This window comes from Nostoc sp. (assembly GCF_036917815.1).
GTDB lineage: Bacteria > Cyanobacteriota > Cyanobacteriia > Cyanobacteriales > Nostocaceae > Nostoc.
This window is the reverse complement of sequence record NZ_JBALEK010000008.1, coordinates 184,382-203,090: the sequence shown is the minus strand read 5'-3', so window position 1 is coordinate 203,090 and position 18,709 is coordinate 184,382. Positions and strand designations below refer to the sequence as shown.

At 42.7% G+C, this 18,709-nt stretch carries 19 protein-coding genes and 1 pseudogene; 11 read left to right on the top strand and 9 right to left on the bottom strand.

What is annotated here, in order from left to right; translation table 11 throughout:
- Positions 1 to 57: 57 nt before the first annotated feature.
- From V7K97_RS02585 to V7K97_RS02570, 4 genes are all read right to left on the bottom strand, one after another.
- A complete protein-coding gene (locus tag V7K97_RS02585; RefSeq protein WP_334799138.1) occupies positions 58 to 1,014 on the bottom strand; it encodes an MDR/zinc-dependent alcohol dehydrogenase-like family protein in 957 nt (318 codons plus the stop codon).
- Positions 1,015 to 1,115: 101 nt separating this feature from the next.
- Positions 1,116 to 1,688: a hypothetical protein gene (locus tag V7K97_RS02580; protein WP_334799137.1), complete on the bottom strand. Its 573-nt coding sequence runs from the start codon at positions 1,686 to 1,688 to the stop codon at positions 1,116 to 1,118.
- A 214-nt stretch (positions 1,689 to 1,902) separates the two neighbouring features.
- Positions 1,903 to 2,709: an inositol monophosphatase family protein gene (locus V7K97_RS02575; protein WP_334799136.1), complete on the bottom strand. Its 807-nt coding sequence runs from the start codon at positions 2,707 to 2,709 to the stop codon at positions 1,903 to 1,905.
- 49 nt (positions 2,710 to 2,758) lie between these two features.
- Positions 2,759 to 4,192 carry a BCD family MFS transporter gene (locus tag V7K97_RS02570; RefSeq protein WP_334799135.1) on the bottom strand — a complete coding sequence of 478 codons (1,434 nt, stop codon included), beginning with the start codon at positions 4,190 to 4,192 and terminating at the stop codon, positions 2,759 to 2,761.
- Positions 4,193 to 4,495: 303 nt separating this feature from the next.
- On the opposite strand from V7K97_RS02570, the pseudogene V7K97_RS02565 reads away from it, so the two are divergent.
- Positions 4,496 to 4,597: pseudogene (locus V7K97_RS02565) on the top strand (RNA-guided endonuclease TnpB family protein); the annotation flags it as partial.
- A 63-nt stretch (positions 4,598 to 4,660) separates the two neighbouring features.
- On the opposite strand, the gene V7K97_RS02560 reads toward V7K97_RS02565, so the two are convergent.
- A complete protein-coding gene (locus tag V7K97_RS02560; RefSeq protein WP_334799134.1) occupies positions 4,661 to 4,933 on the bottom strand; it encodes a hypothetical protein in 273 nt (90 codons plus the stop codon).
- Positions 4,934 to 5,125: 192 nt separating this feature from the next.
- Between V7K97_RS02560 and V7K97_RS02555 the strand changes: the two genes are divergently transcribed.
- The 3 genes from V7K97_RS02555 (at position 5,126) to V7K97_RS02545 (ending at position 9,215) form a co-directional block, all read left to right on the top strand.
- The gene (locus tag V7K97_RS02555; RefSeq protein WP_334799133.1) at positions 5,126 to 6,220 is read left to right on the top strand and encodes a hypothetical protein; all 1,095 of its coding nucleotides are present in this window, start codon (positions 5,126 to 5,128) and stop codon (positions 6,218 to 6,220) included.
- Between the two features lie 146 nt (positions 6,221 to 6,366).
- Positions 6,367 to 8,610, top strand: coding sequence for a dynamin family protein (locus V7K97_RS02550; protein ID WP_334799132.1), 2,244 nt, complete (start codon positions 6,367 to 6,369; stop codon positions 8,608 to 8,610).
- A complete protein-coding gene (locus V7K97_RS02545; RefSeq protein WP_334799131.1) occupies positions 8,586 to 9,215 on the top strand; it encodes a hypothetical protein in 630 nt (209 codons plus the stop codon). The genes V7K97_RS02550 and V7K97_RS02545 overlap by 25 nt, the downstream gene beginning before the upstream one ends.
- Here the strand turns inward: V7K97_RS02545 and V7K97_RS02540 are convergent.
- Complete coding sequence (locus tag V7K97_RS02540) at positions 9,167 to 9,601, bottom strand: hypothetical protein (RefSeq protein ID WP_334799130.1); 435 nt, start codon at positions 9,599 to 9,601, stop codon at positions 9,167 to 9,169. The genes V7K97_RS02545 and V7K97_RS02540 overlap by 49 nt on opposite strands.
- 207 nt (positions 9,602 to 9,808) lie before the next feature.
- Between V7K97_RS02540 and V7K97_RS02535 the strand changes: the two genes are divergently transcribed.
- The 5 genes from V7K97_RS02535 to V7K97_RS02515 all read left to right on the top strand — a co-directional run bounded on the left by V7K97_RS02535 (position 9,809) and on the right by V7K97_RS02515 (position 11,984).
- Entirely contained in the window at positions 9,809 to 10,024 is a 216-nt protein-coding gene (locus V7K97_RS02535) for a hypothetical protein (RefSeq protein WP_334799129.1), read from the top strand.
- Positions 10,021 to 10,428: a type II toxin-antitoxin system VapC family toxin gene (locus V7K97_RS02530; protein ID WP_334799128.1), complete on the top strand. Its 408-nt coding sequence runs from the start codon at positions 10,021 to 10,023 to the stop codon at positions 10,426 to 10,428. Before V7K97_RS02535 ends, V7K97_RS02530 begins: the two co-directional genes overlap by 4 nt.
- 136 nt (positions 10,429 to 10,564) lie before the next feature.
- Positions 10,565 to 10,789 (top strand): hypothetical protein, encoded by a 225-nt coding sequence (locus tag V7K97_RS02525; RefSeq protein WP_094341195.1) that lies wholly within the window; start codon positions 10,565 to 10,567, stop codon positions 10,787 to 10,789.
- Between the two features lie 39 nt (positions 10,790 to 10,828).
- A complete protein-coding gene (locus V7K97_RS02520) occupies positions 10,829 to 10,987 on the top strand; it encodes a hypothetical protein (RefSeq protein WP_334799127.1) in 159 nt (52 codons plus the stop codon).
- Between the two features lie 49 nt (positions 10,988 to 11,036).
- Complete coding sequence (locus tag V7K97_RS02515) at positions 11,037 to 11,984, top strand: aldo/keto reductase (RefSeq protein ID WP_334799126.1); 948 nt, start codon at positions 11,037 to 11,039, stop codon at positions 11,982 to 11,984.
- Positions 11,985 to 11,994: 10 nt separating this feature from the next.
- Here V7K97_RS02515 and V7K97_RS02510 read toward each other — a convergent pair whose 3' ends face one another.
- The 3 genes from V7K97_RS02510 to rimO form a co-directional block, all read right to left on the bottom strand.
- On the bottom strand, positions 11,995 to 12,573 hold the full coding sequence (locus V7K97_RS02510) for a Uma2 family endonuclease (protein ID WP_334799125.1): 579 nt from the start codon (positions 12,571 to 12,573) through the stop codon (positions 11,995 to 11,997).
- 196 nt (positions 12,574 to 12,769) lie between these two features.
- On the bottom strand, positions 12,770 to 14,302 hold the full coding sequence (locus tag V7K97_RS02505) for a DEAD/DEAH box helicase (protein ID WP_334799124.1): 1,533 nt from the start codon (positions 14,300 to 14,302) through the stop codon (positions 12,770 to 12,772).
- A gap of 253 nt (positions 14,303 to 14,555) precedes the next feature.
- Positions 14,556 to 15,875, bottom strand: coding sequence for a 30S ribosomal protein S12 methylthiotransferase RimO (gene rimO, locus V7K97_RS02500; RefSeq protein WP_334799123.1), 1,320 nt, complete (start codon positions 15,873 to 15,875; stop codon positions 14,556 to 14,558).
- Positions 15,876 to 16,631: 756 nt separating this feature from the next.
- Between rimO and btpA the strand changes: the two genes are divergently transcribed.
- Positions 16,632 to 17,480, top strand: coding sequence for a photosystem I biogenesis protein BtpA (gene btpA / locus V7K97_RS02495; RefSeq protein ID WP_334799122.1), 849 nt, complete (start codon positions 16,632 to 16,634; stop codon positions 17,478 to 17,480).
- A gap of 192 nt (positions 17,481 to 17,672) precedes the next feature.
- Positions 17,673 to 18,656 carry a vitamin K epoxide reductase family protein gene (locus tag V7K97_RS02490; RefSeq protein WP_334799121.1) on the top strand — a complete coding sequence of 328 codons (984 nt, stop codon included), beginning with the start codon at positions 17,673 to 17,675 and terminating at the stop codon, positions 18,654 to 18,656.
- Positions 18,657 to 18,709 lie beyond the last annotated feature (53 nt).

Below are 18,709 nucleotides of genomic sequence, written 5' to 3'. Positions count from 1 at the left end.
TGGGGAGTGGGGAGTGGGGGAGATGAGGGTACAAGTAGAATGACCAATGCCCAATGACTAATGACTAATCTCTAACAATATTTTTAAAACACCCCGACTCTGAGCGTGTTCAAAAGCCGCAAGCCCTTCAATTAGGGGGTAGGTAGCATGAATCAGGGGTTGGACATCAACTTGTCCTGTGGCTAGTAGGTGGAGGGCTGGGGCAAAGGGGCCACAACGGGAGCCGATGAGGGTGATTTCATCCACGACTAAAGAAGAAGCATCCAGGCTGAGGTTACCGGCATAGGTACTTTTAAGTACAAGCGTACCACGGGGACGCAGGGCGCGACGGGCGATCGCAAATCCTTCTGGGTTGCCAGTACATTCTACTGAGATATCGAAATATCTATCTGTAACAGCGTCGGCTAGACTCGTTTTTATTCCTCGTGCCTCTAAGTTAGCCAATTTGTCTCGATGACGACCTACCGCTAAGAGTTCACAGCCAGTTAGGGCTAATGTCTGGGCTACCAACTGCCCTAGTTTGCCATCTCCAACCACAAGCACCCGGTCATTTGGACGCAATGGTACTTGCTGCTGAATTTCCAAAGCTGCTGCTAAAGGTTCAGTAAATGTTGCCACTTCTGTTGGCACATTATCAGGTACGGGATGGAGGTTCTCAACCGGCAAACAGAGATATTCGCCAAAGGCTCCGTTGCGGTTGACAATACCCAAAACTGTCCGATTTTCGCAATGAGTTGGTTGTCCACTGCGACAAAACCGACAATGCCCACACACAGCGTTGATTTCTCCAACTACGCGTTGATTAACTAAGTGTTCTGGCCCTTGTTCGACAACGCCGACAAATTCATGCCCCAAAATACCAGTGTAGGGATAGTAGCCTCTGAGTAGTTCCAGGTCAGTGTTACAGATACCCGCACGCAAGACACGTACTAAGGCTTCTCCCTGTGGTGGTTCAGGAATGGAAATATCCGTGCGTAGTTGCAACTGATTATTTTCGAGCCAAAGTCCTTTCATTTTTTTCACTTCCTTTGCTTTATATTTTGTCAAACCAGTTTCAAAAATCTTTGTAATATAATTAATCGGCTGTATGGGTGTACAGATTTACGCCCATACATCTATGACTCTGTAGTAGGTATTTGTTTAATTTTGGTTACATCAACTTTACTTAACCAAGTAACCAAGTCTTCTGAGTCAAGTGCGATCTCGCTTCCTAATGTTTTGATATAAAGAAGTCCGTCGCTAATAATTAAATCTCGGATTGGATACCATGAATCTCGTGTTCTAATCAGAAGATCCAAGGGGATTCCTAGTCTTGAAGTGTACTTGCGATATTTCCACCAAGCACGCCATAGAAGCACAGATTTAGTACAGTGCATCTGATAGCCTTTGGGAACTTCGCAGTATTGATACTGATAGAAACCCCGACTATCTACTTCTCCTTTGAGGAGATAACCATATTCTGCTAATGCCTGATTCATCAATTCCCACTGGGTTGATTTTGGGGAAATCGAGAATTCAGATAGGGTGTTAGATAGTTGGGCGATCGCAATTACACCTTCAGATTTCGCTGTCAATTGGTTGGTTTTATAGACTGTTTGCGCTGTCAAAGCCGGATTTGACAACAAAACGTCTTTTTTCTGGATAGAGTTTTGCACAAACTCTCGAATTAAATCTAGATTGGACAACATAAAATTATTTATACTAAATTAACCAGTGTGATGAAAGCCACAACACTACTTAAATTAATAACTACACTGGTCTGGCACGTAAATCAGGATTATAACCAGCTTTATTTATACTAAATTCTTTGTTTGACTAGGGTCTTGTTAAGTTTAATCTCGATATGCCCCAGTCTACTAGGCTGGTTGACAAAATCACTGTTTCGAGGCAAAAATCGGCAAATTAAATTTTTACGCCTTCGAGAAAAGGTTGAAATACCGGGACTAATTCGGGGCGACTAACCACAAGCGTAGGAAAAGACCGATCGCTATAATCTTCTCCTGGCGACAATGGAAACGGCTCTGACTTGAGCGATAACCAAACACCGCCAGCAGCCTGGACAATTACCCAAGCCCCCGCTAAGTCCCAAACTTTTGGTGTCGCCTCAATACCACCTAATGTTGCTCCAGTGGCAACCATCAAAAAGTTATAGCTAGCCACACCCAACATCCGAATTTTGCAGGGAAAGCCGTTTTGGATCACTGCGGTGCTACGTGAACAGAGGTTAAAAAAGTGGTTATTACTGGGACTATCACTGCTGGTGTGGATGGGGTGATGATTGAGAAATGCTCCAGTTGGCGGTGTTAATCCAGATGAACCTGCCCAGAAACCATGAAAAGCTTGATTCAAGGTTGGTGCGTAAACATAACCGAAAATGGGTGTGCCTCGATACAGTAAACCCAGAGATATTGTCCAGAGGGGAATGCCGCGTGTGAAGTTGGTTGTACCATCTAGAGGATCAATTACCCAGCACCACTCAGTACCGGGAAATGATTGTTCGCTCTCTTCGCTCAAAATGCCGTAACCAGAAAAATTAGAAGCGATCGCATCCCGAATTTCTTGATCTGCCCATTTATCTGCTTGCGTCACCAAACTACCATCAGCTTTTTGTGAAGCCTGTACTTGCCCAAAATCTTGCATTAGCTGCTTGCCCACTCTGGTAGTTACAGTTTGGGCAAAATCAAGAATTGTTGTCCAAAAATCATTCATTGGTTATTAGTCATTTGTCATTTGTCATTAGTCATTTGTCCTATACAGTTTAATCTAAATCGCTTTCTAAAACCGAAGCGATCGCCAGCTTTGTACTTGTTTTAAATTCTGTGACGTTTACCCGATTGAGAAACCAAATCGACACCAACATTCCCACAGCTTCTAGAGCAAATACCAGTCCATAGGCTAAAACTAAATTGGGTAATAGCTTACGACCTATATCCAATAAAGTACCACCTAAAACCACTGCCACACCTCTAGAGACAGACTGCGCTAGTCCCCAAGCCCCAATAAATGTACCTGCGCTTTCGGCAACTGTGAGATCCAACATTAAGCTAACTGCTGCTGTAGTTAAGACACCAGTGGCTAAACCGAACAAAATTAAACTTAGCTTCAGGAAAGCTGGATTAGCTGTGAAGCCTGATATCCCAAGTAATGCTGTACAAAATGCCACTAATATACAGCCTAGTCTTGCAGTTCTTTGCTTACCTAAACGTGGCACAATCAAAAAACCACTCACACCGTAGGCAATGAGTACACCTGTTCCATAAAAAACGTTCAGTTTAGTACTTTCAGCCAAAGGCATTTTAAATACCTGACCTGCATAAGGTTCCAAAACTGGGTCTTGCATAAACAAGCAGAGAGTCATCACCAGTAAAAAGGTGAAGAATATACCTGTTTGCGGGCTAGCTGTCAAGATTTCCCAAGCTTTGCCCAGAGTTATACTGTCTTCCCGATTTACTAATGTGGTACGGCTTAAGTATTGGGAGTATTTTTTTTCCACGCCCAATGTTGCGGCGATCGCCAACCCAAATACAATTATTGGGACGACGAGAAACAGCCTATTGATCGCCGCCTGCAAGGTTGCTGTTGTTGCTTCTGGCGTTAATTGCTTCAGCAAGCTAGCACTGATAATTGCCCCGACAATAATCCCCACCATTAACATCGACCAAACCACACCGACCACTTTGGAACGGTTATCTTCTTCAGATATATCCACTAACAAAGCAGCAAAGGCAGTACCGCTAGCAGAAATTCCTAGACCATATATAGCGAATATCAGGGACAGAAGCGCTGTCCAGCCGATTGTTTGGGTTGTCCATGCCCAACCACCTGCACTATTTGCAGCAATATTGAGTTGCCACATCACTTGTATAGCTAAAAAGGCTGCGATCGCAAATATTGCCGCGCCCACCCAAACATAAGCTGTGCGGTGGTATCCCCATAACGGCTTGGCATCGGAAATCTGGCCAAACCAGACACGGGAAGGAGCAACAAATAAAGGCAGTGCTAAAACTATTGATACCAGCGTTGCCGGAATTGCTATTTCTTGAATCATGACTCTGTTAAGTACGCCCAGAGTCAAGATAGACATCATGCTCAACCCCATCTGAAATAAACCCAGCCGAAACATGGTCAGCAGGTTTACCCTTGGCAGAGATGGGGATTTTATTTTGGTATCAAATACTTCACCGCTTGCCATAGCTACTTTTTCGTATAGTTTATAGGATTTAATGTCTCTCTTTAAATAAAGATAAACCCTACTCACTCCAAATCAGCGAACGAAAAGTTGAAGTTGCGATTTGGCAAGCAAATATACACCTCAATTAGGGTATGCTTCAGCCAAGTTAGGATTAATTTTTAGGGTTTGGTTGTAATCCGCGATGTCTAAGTAAGTCGGTGAGAAAAATTCAATGTATATGAAGAAATATAAATTAGCTGTAGGGTGTGTTATGCCTTATAGCAACGCACCTGAGATTGTTGACGGTGCGGCGCTTGGCGACAACTGGCTAAAACACGATTGGCTAAAAGTATTAATGATGCTGGATGGGGACAATTTATAGCCATACTTTCAAACAAAGCCGAAAACGCTGGTTTAAGTGCGCTGAACCTTCTGGGGGAAGAATAATCACACTCATTCTTACCTGAAGTCCAACTACAGTTCCGTGTATCACTGTGCCGTCCTGAGCAATGTACCACCAACTGCATAAACGGCATCAAAACCAATTCTTTCTCCCCAAAGTGCTGCATCGGTTTGCTTGGATCGTAATCGAATACTTGTTTCGACTAAATCATCACCGATTTCGTAATTTCCTGTTTCAATATTAATCGAGATAATTTTGCCAATGTTCTCTTGTGTCTCAACTTTGGCACGGATACTTCTTTGATAGAGTTCCTTTCCACGTCGGGCGACTTCTTGGCTACTGAGCGTCGGATGGGACATAAATAAATCCCCTGTTGAAGCTGCTAGATTCTTCACTTCATTGTAGAGCAGAAGCTACAGATGTTAGAGAGCAATGCTTGATTCTGTAGGAATTGGGAGAGCGTAGGCGAAGCCCGCCGCAGGCATCGCGCCAAAATATGACAGATTAAAATCCTCATAACTTCACTGGAGGCGATCGCATCTGATGCCAAAATGGGAACCATAAGAAAAGAAGCTCATACCATGCTTTGGTATCAAGCAAAGAAACGTAATACATCACAATATATTTGTTTATCCATGTCTAACGAACAAGAGCATAATTCCGCTTTTAACGCAGCTGCCAACATTAACGTTCAACACGCCCAATTACAGGATTTATCCTTAAGTGCAGCCCGTAGATTATATAAAGGTGGAATTCGACCTGGTGATCCGATCAGAACCAGAGTGCAAGCCCAAGAAATGTTAGATAAAATCCCTCCATCTCAAAGAGTAGGGATTGATGGCAAATCTACTGATGTTAATACCCAAAAATACCTATCAGATAAACACGCTAGTCATATCAAACCGCATAGCAAAGGCGGCTCAAATGATCCGAAAAATATCAAGTGGGAAAACGCCAAAGATAATTTAGCCCGTGGCGATAAACCCATGACTTCGCAGGAGCAAATGAGACTAGATGCCAAATGGCATTTTGACAACCTAACAGGTGCAGTCAAAGCAGGTGTCAAAGCCGCGCCCCTTGGAGCAGCAATTGGGGTAGCGACAGCAGCACCATTTTCGTTGCTAACCAACGCGCTGCGGGTAGTTCGAGGTGAAATTTCTGCACAAGAAGCCGCTATAGAAACATTGAAAGATACTGTAAAAGGCGGCACAGTTGGTGGTGTGACAGCGTTTGTAACCACAACAATAGCAGCAGCTTGTCCACCAATTGCGATCGCTTTAACCGCAGCAGCACCAGTTTTAGCTGTTGTTGGAACTGCGGGTCTGGTTTACGAGTTTTTCAAAATCCTTGATGACCATAAAAAAACGGTGAAAATCTATTATGAATCTTTAACTCAACAAGAATTAGAAAGATTACAAGCAATTGAGAACGAACTGATTTATGAACACCAGAAAAATCTAGGGTTTTTGGTTGAAGCGGAAGCAATTAATCAAGAAATTACAAATCGCCTAATTGCACGGGGGATAGAAGGGGCTATCCAACGCTTACGTGAATCAGTTGCTATTGCTAAATCTTTAGGATTAACATCAGCAGATAGTAACTTGCTTGCTGGTTCTCAACTAGCTCATCTAATCACAGAAAAATAGGAATTAAATTTTTAGAGGATTACATAGTTTTTATGCTTCCTTTTATCTTCGGCGCTCTGGGATTAGCTGTTGGAGCAGTTGTTGGTGCTTTTACTACTCATGCTGTTGGGGAAAGTGATAGACAAGCTGCCAAACATCATAGGACTGTGGCAAATGAACTAGCTGATAAATATACAAACTTGGAGCATAAATATTATGAACTAGCTGATGAAAGCAAAAAGCAGATTCTTGGTTTAACTCACCAGCACGCTTTAGATGAAGTTGAAAAAGATTGTTTGCGTTTAGCAGTTAGATTACAGCATAATCTGATTTCTCTGATGTGGGATATTGATAGAGAGCCAACAGAAGCGGCTTTAAAGGGATTTGTCAACGCAGTAGAACTGACAAATAATGTTTTATGCAAAATAAATGAAGAGTTAATTTGTGTACCCAGTGACTATTATGCCCGCAATCTTATAGCTGCTGTTCAACGCAAAATGATTTGGGAGCCAGTAGATATTTCAAATCGCTCAAATATAAACAAGGAAGAAATTACAATGAAATTAGATCATAAAAATATGTCTGAACAAGAATTTCAAGAAACCTATAACAGAATTCGTGATACTGGTGATCAAATATTAAAGTACTTAAAAGAACTTCGGGCTGCAAGGTTCAAAGAAGGAGATAGTACCCAAGGATTACAAAGCGTTGAAGATAATATTAGCAAAGCTTTAAAAGCCTTAGCAGAACAAAAATATCAGGTTGCTGTGATTGCAGCTATGAAAGCAGGTAAGAGTACCTTCTTGAATGCCATAATTGGTGCAGATGTCTTAGCAAGTGAATCAGAAGCTTGTACGGTTTGTCGCACAGATATCCGTCCAATTGATGCCGGACAAACACCCAGACTTTTAGAATATCAAGCAGGTAAACGAGAACCTATAGTTTTAATAGAAGGTGAAACAAGCGAAATTCGGCAAAGATTTTTAGAGCGTACCCATGAGATTCGGGCTAAATCTAATCAAGATAATACTACACACTTTGAATTAGAACATCCCATTGAAGCGATTAGTACAATACCATCACTGAAAGGTTTCACATTAGTTGATACTCCTGGCCCCAATGAGTGGGAGTCTGTCTCGTTTAACACAACTTCCTTAAAGCAGACTCCTTTACAAGCTCTCCGAACTTGTGATGCTATATTATTCATTCTGGATTACACATCGTTTAGGGACAACACGAACTCAGAATTGCTTAAAGACTTAATTGAGCAGCGTAAAGAATTTTTAGCAGAGAATACAGGTAAGATTTACTTTATTCTTAATAAAGTAGATAGAAAAGCTGAGGGAGATAGACCTATTGCAGATGTTATAGAATCTTTGAGAATAAATTTAGTTGAATTTGGTATCCCAAAACCAATAATTTATTCAGTTAGTGGATGGCAAGGGTTGTTATCCAAGCTTATTCAACAGGGAAAGGCAACTGATAGCCATATTAAAGACTTTGAAAAATTTTTTACCCCTACAGATACCCAAAGAGATAAAGAAGGAAGGCGTATCATTCCCTTACCACAAGAAATTGCTCCACAAGCTTTAAATGATAGTGGTATTCCGATAATTCAAGATACAGTAATTAAAACTATTACTCAAAATTCAGGATTGAATTTATTGAGTGATGTTTTATATGAATTGAACAAAGCAGCCAAAGCTATTGATGAGACATTTCTTACAGATATCGGATGCTGGCAGTTAGAAGTTGAGGAACTGGAACAAAAAGTAGAAGAGTACAAAAAACATTCTAATTCAGCCCAATGTCAGGTGAATAGTGTAAAAAAGTCCGTAGAAGCACAAAAGCAAACATTAATCACTACGTTCAGCCAAGGGATTAATAAATTTGCCGAAACTGCTAAAAAACTCATAGAATCAGAAATTGATAGAGTGGCTGAAAATCAATCTAAAAAGGTTTTAAATGACAAAAATAATCAAAATCTTCTCACATATATGTGGGATAATTTCAGTTCTTTATTTGAAGACTCTTCCAGTTCTGATCCCTATAAAATCAAGGTCAAAAACAAAAACGATGCTGAGAAAATCGGTAAAGCCATTAATGAGTATTGCACCCCTATAATACAAAGTTTTTGGTTAGATACTCAGGACATACTAGTTAGAGAGGCAACAATAATTCGTGAAGGTTTAGTTCAAAAAATTAAACGAGAAATACAGCCTATTTCTGATGAACTATCTGAGTCTATTAAAATTGATTTGCAAGTACAAATAGGTAATAATCCAATTCAATACTGCTCGGATAAGCAGGGGAGGCAGGGGAAGCAGGGGAAGCAGGGGAGGCAAAACTCTTCCCATGCCCCCATTTCTCCCCCTGCTCCCCCTGCTTGCCTCAACCAAGAAATTCCTTAACCGAGCAGTATTGTAATCCAATTCAATTTTATGACTTTGAATTTTCTGGGATTGATGCTAAAATTCAACATCAGCAAGAAGTATTTACTAGAAGTAAGAAGGAATCAAGGACGAATAGCCAATGCTGTCAATCAGATGAAGTCTATGAAGTAGATGTTTCGTATGAGGAAACAGTATTTTACTATGAAATTGATTTACAACTGACTTCTCAAGGAATTCAGCAAAAGATTGACTCACAAGTAGAGAGAAACCTAAAGTTGCTTCAGCGTGTTATTGAACAACAAGTATCAGATGATTTTAGTAAAGCCGAGAAGCAAATCAATGACTACATCAATAGGTTTAAACACGAATTTGACTCTTTACTTAAGCAACGGCAAAAAAGGGAAGTAGAAGCTTATGAGGTTATTGATACTCTCGAAAGTCAAAGAATCAAAGTGAGTGAATATCTTAATGAATTAGTGTCTATTCGAGAAATTCTTGATAGTTGGAAACCAAGGAATCGAGAGAATTCATTAATGGGACTTAGCCAAAAAATACCCAGAAAAAAGCCTCAAATCTATACAACACAGACAGAGGCAGACTTTGACATCGTTGTGCTTGGTTGATTGACAAGAAATGCTAGACACTCCTCTAGGTCGTCTCCATGCCAAGTACCAGCCAATTTGAGCAAATCTTGACCTGTAGAACCTCGTCGGATCACAGATTGAGAGCGATCGCCACGTTGTTTTATTTCAGCGATCTTAGCGGCAAAATCTTCAGGTGATTGTACTAGGGTTTCATCCTCCAGAGGATAATTGGGCGGAGTGTGTGCTTGCTCTAAAGATGCCAGAATCGAAGCTCCAGTGGAAGGTGATTTGGTCACTTCTGATTGAGATGAAACTGTTTTCTGAAAACCAAGAAATGCTATATATTGCTCAACCTGAGTCAGTTGGTCATCTGGAAGTTGAGCAATCTGTTGTTGAAGTTGACGGCGGCGGTCAAGCATAGTCATCAGACACCTCGCATGAACAACTGAACTTTCATTTTACTCGATTGATACAGTAGGAATGGTTTTGACGATCGCACTATAAAAGTCAATCGCAACATTGAGCAGGGACTAGCTAAAAAATAGCGATCGCACTAGCCTTGTCGTCAGACATCGCACTCCAGCAAGTAAAATGAGAGTACAACTAGTGTTGTACCTCCAGAGGCTGAGAAAATGAAACGGACACTCTATATTCCTGATGAGTTGTGGACAGAACTTGACCAATACTTAAAAGATCACCCAGAGCAAAACCCATCAAGTGTTGTACAGGAAGCACTGGCGGAAAAGTTACGCCCCAAAAATGCTTCAAGGCTACTATCGCTGACAGGAATCGTGGAAAATGCTCCTACAGACGCTTCAGTTAATGAAGACTATTTGATACAGGGATGAAGCGTCTCGTTTTGGATGCAGGCCCCCTGATTGCCTTGGTTTCTGTCCAAGATAACTACCATCAGGAATGCAAAGCGGGTTTTGTTAAGTTACCAGAGTTGTTTGGTGAGGTTCTAACACCTCTACCAGTGCTGTTTGAAGTTTATAAGTTTGTGCTGCGAGAACAATCAAGCCATGCTGCAATGACTGCACTAACCGTCATTAGTGAGAACACAGTGACTGTACCAGTGAACATGGAAATGTTTCAGGAAATTTACAGCATGGTTCGCCAAATACCAGACTGGAAAGGAACTTTAGAGGATGCCTCTGTTATAGCGGTAGCTCAACTTTATGATGCTAGCGTTTGGACATTGGATTACAGAGATTTGAGTTGGTTTAAGAGTCTGGAATTGTGGTCTCCGTGATTATTGCACAGGGAAGTTTAAACATTATGAAAATGTGGTTTTAACTACGCTATTCCATTGAATTAGTAAGATAAAATCGCCGTATGTCTGTCATCAAACTACTTACCTTCATCTAGTAACCAAAAAGGCATAGGCAATGACTAAAGAACCAGTCAAAGTAATATTATGGGAAGTAAACCAAAAAGATTTTCTAAAAAAGTTCTATGATCTCCAATTTACTCCCAGAGTAGGAGAGGAAGTTTACCTAAAAAAGGAGAAATGGAAAGTAACCAGAGTTGAGCATGATGTAGAAATTAGTGAGATTAATGTCTACATGGAATTAATCAAAAAACCCAAGCAGGATAAATCATCTAATTCTTAAATACACTCAACTATAGCAATCCTATTTGATTTGTGAGAATTGCAACCCGCAGATCCGCGACTTCTCGAAGAAGTCGCGGATCTTGTTTATGCGCGTTTGATTCAGGATTTAAATTTTTATGCAAGGCGCGATGTCTACGACTACGCACCACAAGATTTGCAGCCAAGTGGTGGCGATCGCACCCAATCTTGCCTGTAACGATACACTATAAAAGTAAAGAAATGTAAATAAACTAAATTTTGCAACCGTGGAAAACATCACATTGGGGCAAAATGGCCCATCTGTTACGCCCTTGTGCATCGGCACTTGGGCTTGGGGTGATAAACTATTTTGGAATTATGGCGATCGCTATGGTCCAGAACAGTTACAAGAAGCCTTTACCGCAGCCTTAGAAGCTGGTATTACCTTCTTTGATACTGCCGAAGTCTACGGAATGGGACTATCAGAGAAATTTTTGGGACAATTTCTGCAACAGACACAACAACCTGTACAAATCGCCACAAAATTTGGCCCCCTACCGTGGCGATTTACAGCCCAATCCGTCTCTGATGCTTTAACAGCCAGCCTCAAACGCTTGCAATTAGAGCGAATTGCCCTGTATCAAGTGCATTGGCCTTTTGCCTTCTTTTTAAGTCAAGAAACTTTGATGAATGCCCTAGCAGATGAAGTGAAGCGGGGCAGAATTGCCGCAGTTGGTGTAAGTAATTACTCAGCAGAGCAAATGCGAGACGCACATCAAATATTAGCAGCCCGTGGAGTGCCTTTAGCTGTGAACCAAGTACGCTATTCTTTACTCAGTCGCCAAGTTGAAAGTAAAGGTATTATCGCAACTGCCCGTGAGTTGGGTGTGACTATCTTGGCTTATAGTCCTTTAGCTCAGGGATTACTCACTGGCAAGTACAGTATTGATAGTACTGAAACCCCTACTGGTGCGAGGAAAATAGACCCGCGATTTAAGAAAGAAGGTCTGCAAAAAATTGCTCCAGTTATATCTTTGCTACGCAATTTCGGGGAGAAATACGATCGCACCCCTAGCCAAGTTGCTCTCAACTGGTTAATTGCTCAGGGGAACGTTATTCCCATTGCTGGGGTGAAGACAGCCGAACAGGTACGGCAAAATGCTGGTGCTTTGGGCTGGAAATTGAGCGACGATGAAATTGGAGAGTTAGAACTAGTTAGTCGTCCTTGGTTGTAGTAGTTTTGAGCTACTCAAACACAGGAGGCCAAATTTCTGACACTACTAGTTCCCAACCTGGTAGTAAGTCTGGTAGTGTCAGTTTGTCATTGTCCTGCAAAACTATTGGTTCTTGGTTGAGTCGATAAACTGTGAGCGTCAATTTGTCAGGATCAATCAGGATACCAACTGTAGATCCGAGTTGTAGGAATAGCTGAATCTTTTCTACCAGTGGTTTGATGCGGTCTGACTTAGATTTTATTTCTACCATCAAGTCAGGAACCAGTTCCACAAAGTCACGCTTGCTTGTTTTAAGTCTATCAGCCCGAACAAAAGACACATCGGGAGCGCGGAGATTTCGTTTTTCGTTATTAGCTTCTTTCCCGTTTTCAGTTTCTAATGTAGGCAAAATAAAACCAGCGCTAGAACCCGTTACCCGTCCTAGCCTCTGTGGGCGTACCCAGTTGCCCAGTAACCTAGCTAACTCAGCACCTATTTCCTCTGACTCATAATCTGATGGCCCCATAACAACTATATTTCCGTCTACTAGCTCCATCTGCCATTCTGGATGCTCTGCTTGTAGTTGCTCTAAGTCTGGAATAGTGAACATAAGACCAGGAAGAATGCATCTTTAATTTATCTTCCTACAAACTGGGAGAAAAAATTACCCAAAAAGCCAAAAAGTCAAGAGCCAAAGTCAAAATCTTGACTCCTAACTCTCAACTCTCCAATTTTAGGTTTGGATTTTGGATTAAAGAAAAAACCTCAAATCTAAAATCCAAAATTGATTAACTTCTAACTGTTGACTAAGAAGCTGATTCTCTAGCTGTAGGTGAACCTATCTTTTTACTAGGAGATGCAGAAGACTCGTGTCCACTTGTCCGCAGTTTTGGCTTGGGAGAAGAATGTCTTTCATCTCCATTGTTGCTATCTGATTTCCATGCAGAACGGGGGCGATCGCTAGAAGAAGATTCACGACGCTTACCAAGTCTGGGTTTGGGAGCAGAAGATTCCTCTTGGGGAATTTCCACATCTGAGTTCAACCAAGCGGGACGAGTTTGATCGTAAGCGATTTGTAGTGCAGCTGCGGCGATCGCTTGAGCGTCGTATTCTTCAATCAGTTCGCTGACAATTGGCAAGAATGAAGCCAAACGCTCACCTGTCAAAGCTTCCCGCACCAGTTCTTGCAATTTCAGAATGTGTTTTGCTTCAATCTGGGTGCGTGTGGGAATCGTCAGCACTTGCCAACTTTGGCGGTTATGACGTTCAAATGTTTGCTGTTTGCGCCGCTCAAATGGTTGAACTAAAGAAATTGCTGTTCCTTCTTTACCAGCACGACCAGTACGACCAATACGGTGGACGTAGGTTTCTACGCTATCGGGTAAGTCGAAGTTGATTACATGGGAGAGTTGATCGACATCTAACCCTCGTGCTGCAATATCAGTTGCTACCACCCAGCGAACTTGACGGTTACGGAATCTGACTAATAAGCGTTCCCGCGCTTGTTGGGACAAGTCACCGTGGTATTCATCTACACTGTGACCAGCGCCTTGTAACTGACTGGTGAGTTCGGCGGCTGTACGTCGGGTGCGGACAAAGATTAAAGCTGTTTCTGGATCTTCCATTTCCAGAATTGGCTGTAAAGCTTTGGCTTTTGTCCAGTGGCGGGGGATCAGGTAAGCTACCTGATTAATCTTGTTGGGAGCGGCTTTTGGCTGCTCAACGGTGACAGTTGCAGGCGATCGCAAGAACTTGTTCACCAACATCCGAATCGATGGTGGCATTGTTGCCGAGAATAAAGCTGTTTGGCGATCTACGGGCGCTTGCGATAGGATTTTGATCACATCGTCGATAAAGCCCATGCTCAACATTTCATCAGCTTCATCTAACACAAACCACTTCACTTGATCGAGCTTTAAACAGCCGCGATCGAGCAAATCGATTACCCGTCCGGGAGTGCCCACAACCATGTGAACGCCACGTTTGAGTTGTAACATTTGGCGGTCAATTGATTGACCACCGTAGATTGCTAACACTCGTAATCCTTCATTACCGATGAATTGGGCGATCGCATCGTGTACTTGCATCGCTAATTCACGAGTTGGCGTTAAAACTATGGCTTGCACGGCTCTTTGATTGATATCTAGCCGCTCTAGAATTGGCAGTGAAAATGCTGCTGTTTTGCCTGTTCCAGTTTGAGATTGACCGACTACATCACGACCGGCAAGCAATTGGGGAATTGCTTGTACTTGAATGTTAGTTGGTTCGGTAAAACCGATTTTTTCCAGTTGTTCGACACGTTCTTGAGAAATTCCTAATTCTTGAAATGAAAGAGTCATTAATTCGTCCTAAATTTTATCTAAGGATTTTTGGATTAGTCATTTAGTCATTAGTTATTTAGTCATTAGTCATTAGTCATTAGTTATTGGCTATTAGTAGCCTCAACTCTTGGAGAAGCTATGCCAACGAATCCGCGAACTTCAGGTAAACCCTCATGAAAACTGCCATTAATGCAGCGTTGACCTCAGAATAAGGGTGAATCTGTAAGGGTCATTTAACAAATAGACTTTGGACAAAAGACAAAATAACAATTTAGTTATTGACTACCTGACCGTAGAGGTCGTATGTATCAGCGTGGTGAATCGCTATTGGCACGATGGTTCCTAATTTTGCCTGGCCTTTGACATATACCAGACCATCAACCTCTGGGGAAAATCTACCTGAACGACCGATTAATTCACCACTTTCAGGATTTTCTTGCTCAATCAGGACATCGACGATTTTGCCTACTTCCTGTTGATTTTTCTTTTGGGAAATCGGTTGCTGGATTTCCATAAGTTGGTATCGGCGCTCGTCCATCACCAATTGGGGCAAATGATTTGGCAACTTATAAGCTGGGGTTCCTTCCTCTGAGGAAAAGGTGAAGACACCAACATGATCAAATTCATGCCTTTGAACAAACTCTAGTAGATGCTCAAAATGCTCGCTTGTTTCTCCTGGGAAACCAACAATAAATGTTGTCCGCAACACGGCTGTTGGTAGCGCCGTTTTGATGCGATCTATAATCCCATCATTTACGCGTCCTTGCCAAGGACGATTCATGGAGCGGAGAACATCTGGATGAGAATGCTGCAAGGGCAAATCCAGATAAGGCAAGACGTTGGGTGTTTCTTGAATCGCCGCGATTACATCTGGGGTCAGTCCCGTGGGATAAGCGTAGTGCATTCTGATCCACGGTATATCTACTTTCCCCAAAGCGCGAAGTAATTCCGCTAATTTTGGCTGACCGTAAATATCTAGACCGTAGTTAGTGGTGATTTGGGAAATTAGAATAATTTCCTTTACCCCTTGACTAACTAACTGCTCCGCTTCGGCGACTATAGATTCTATAGTACGCGATCGCTGGTTCCCTCGAAGATGAGGAATTATACAAAATGCACAACGATAATCACAACCTTCGGCAACCCGGAGGTAAGCAACGCCCTCGGTTGTAGTGCGATAGCGCGGTGTAGTCTCATCGGCAATGTAGGTTGGCTCAATACTAACCTGTTTAACCCGCTCGCCTTGTTCTACACGCTCAATTACATTGACAATTTTGTGATAATCGCCTGTACCCACCACCGCTACTGCTTCCGGTAACTCTTCCAAAAGCTGCTCTTGGAAGTGTTGCGCCATACAGCCAGTGATGACGATTTTTTTGTTTGCCTCTGCCAGTTCTACCAATGTTCTGACAGATTCTTGTCGGGCCGCTTCAATAAAACTACAAGTATTAACAATAACGTAATCTGCTAACTCTTCGTTTGTATCTACACCATAGCCTGCTTCTACGAGCAGTCCTAGCATGTGTTCTGTATCAATTCGATTTTTCTCGCAGCCCAGGTGAGAAATGGCAATTGTTGGCTTGTCACCCATATTTGGAAAATATCTTCATTTTTTTCTTGTAGTCAAACATTTCAGCGTTCATTTCGCTTTTTCTCGATCGCTATCCTTCTAATAACAGTACGGTGGCAGATTCTCACTGTCAGTAACTGTCCGTAGAACTATGACCCTATCAATAATAAAAATAGAGGTCATGTTATGATATTTTTATCAATCTGTTCCCCAGGGTAAATTGAAGTGTCTTTGGGTACATTTGACACTTGTAATGTTTTTTAACAATTCGCTTATTGGTATTTTACATTACCGCAGCGTGTGCGTTGTTAATCTACCCATCGGGAAGCCGCCCAAAGGGCTTGTTGTGAGAAGTCGCTACCCTCAGGGAAATCGACGAAAGCGACTACGCCTATAAAGCAGTAATGCTACCTTGGCGATTGGCAAGTCCTACGACAGTGCGCGGACAAGACGCCTAAACCACGGAAAGCTGCCTTGCGTCTAGTGAGTGGCAAACTCCTCTTGTAGCCAGGTTTTATCTTAACATATCTTATGGGAGGTTTCACACCAATTTCCATCTCAGGAAGGAAGCAGTAAGCCGACTATCATAAAACACATTTGACTATTTAATGTAAAGTCAAGAGTCAAGGGTCAACAGGAGCCAGTCACGTGCGGGGTTTCCCCCGTTGAAGAGCCACCCCCATAGAAAGGTTCCCTCTTTTCAGGGGAGTGGTGTTGAACTGGCATTCAATAGTCAAAGAATTCTGGACTCTGGACTCCGCGAGGCGGATTAAAGACGTGGACTTATATCAGATATTTAAAACTCGCTCACCGATTATTGGCGTGGTTCACCTGCTACCACTACCTACCTCGCCCCGTTGGGGAGGTAGTTTAAAAGCGGTGATTGATCGTGCCGAACAAGAAGCCGCAGCCCTGGCAAGTGGAGGGGTTGACGGTTTGATTGTCGAGAATTTTTTCGACGCGCCGTTTACCAAAAACCAAGTCGATCCAGTGGTTGTGAGTGCTATGACCATTGTGGTGCAAAGGATACAGAATTTGGTGACTTTGCCTATAGGCTTAAATGTTTTGCGAAATGATGGTAAAAGCGCAATGGCGATCGCTAGCTGTGTGCAAGCGCAATTTATCCGCGTCAACGTCCTCACAGGCGTAATGGCAACCGACCAAGGATTAATTGAGGGAGAAGCCCATCAACTACTCCGCTATCGACGGGAATTAGGCTGCAATGTTAAAATCCTGGCCGATGTGTTGGTGAAACACGCCCGTCCTTTGAGTTCTCCAAATCTCACAGTCGCCGTGAAAGACACCATTGAAAGGGGTTTAGCGGACGGAGTGATTTTATCTGGTTGGGCTACTGGTAGTCCTCCTAACTTAGAAGATTTGGAACTAGCTTGTGGTGCAGCAAACGGCACACCAGTATTCATCGGTAGTGGAGCAAATTGGGAAAATATTGATACATTGATGCAGGCAGCAGATGGTGTAATAGTTTCCAGTTCCCTAAAACGTCACGGACGGATAGAGCAACCAATTGACCCAATTCGCGTCAGCCAATTTGTGGAAGCTGCTCGTCGCAATTGGAACTCCAAAGGTGAAAGCAAATCAGCAGAACAAGTGAAGTTACATTCTTAGGGAGTGGGGAGTAGGGAGTAGGGGAGTAGGGGAGTAGGGGAGCAAGCGAACAATTTCTTATTCCCCATTCCCCATTCCTCATTCCCCATTCCCCATTACCCATTCCCCATTCCCCATTCCCCATTCCCCATTCCCCATTCCCCATTCCCCATTCCCCATTCCCCATTCCCCATTCCCCATTACCCAATATTTATGATTCGCCGTCGTTCTACTCCTTGGATTCATAAATGGTCACGTCCATTGATTGCCGCGATCGCTGGGTGTGGTGCCCTGATCACAGGTTATCTCACCATCGAAAAGTTAACAGGAGGCAGTGCCGCTTGTGTGGCGCAGGCTGGTGTAAAGGGCTGTAATGATGTGCTTTCGAGTCCTTGGGCAACGGTTTTTGGTCAGCCATTAGCTTTGTTTGGGTTTTTGGCATACATCAGTATGGTGATATTTGCTTTGGCTCCCTTGGTATTCAACTCAGGGGAAAATAATAGCCGCAAACAATTGGAAAATTGGACATGGTGGCTGTTGTTGGCGGGTGCGATCGCTATGTCTGTTTTTAGCGGCTACTTAATGTATGTGCTGGCATCGCAAATCAAAGCTATTTGTCCTTACTGTATCGGTTCAGCTTTGTTCTCTGTGAGTCTTTTGGTACTGACGATTATCGGTCGGACTTGGGAAGATATTGGACAAATCTTCTTTACCGCCCTAATTGTCGGGATGGTGACGCTGATTGGTACTTTAGGTGTCTATGCTGGCGTGAATCAATCAGATGTTACAGCTGGAACTTCTGGACAACCCGTAAAAATTAACTTTATTCCCAAGCAAGACCCTAACCCGGCATTCGGTTGGGAAGTTACCACCACTTCTGGTGAGGCAGAAATAGCCTTAGCCCGCAATTTGGCCAAGGTAGGAGCTAAGGAATACACTGCTTATTGGTGTCCTCACTGCCATGAACAAAAGATGCTTTTTGGTAAAGAAGCCGAGGAAATAATCAACAATGATATTAAGGTAGAATGCGCTCCCGATGGACTCAAAGCTCAAACAGAACTGTGTAAAGCCGCAAAAATTGAAGGCTTCCCTACTTGGATCATCAATGGCAAAAGCTATAGCGGAGTCCAAAGCTTAGAGGAACTAGCGAAAATTTCTGGTTACACAGGTCCCCGTAACTTCAAGTATTTCAAGTAACTGCCTTGAGGAAGCATCATCTACAGTTCGCAATAGACATCTCGTGAAATTAA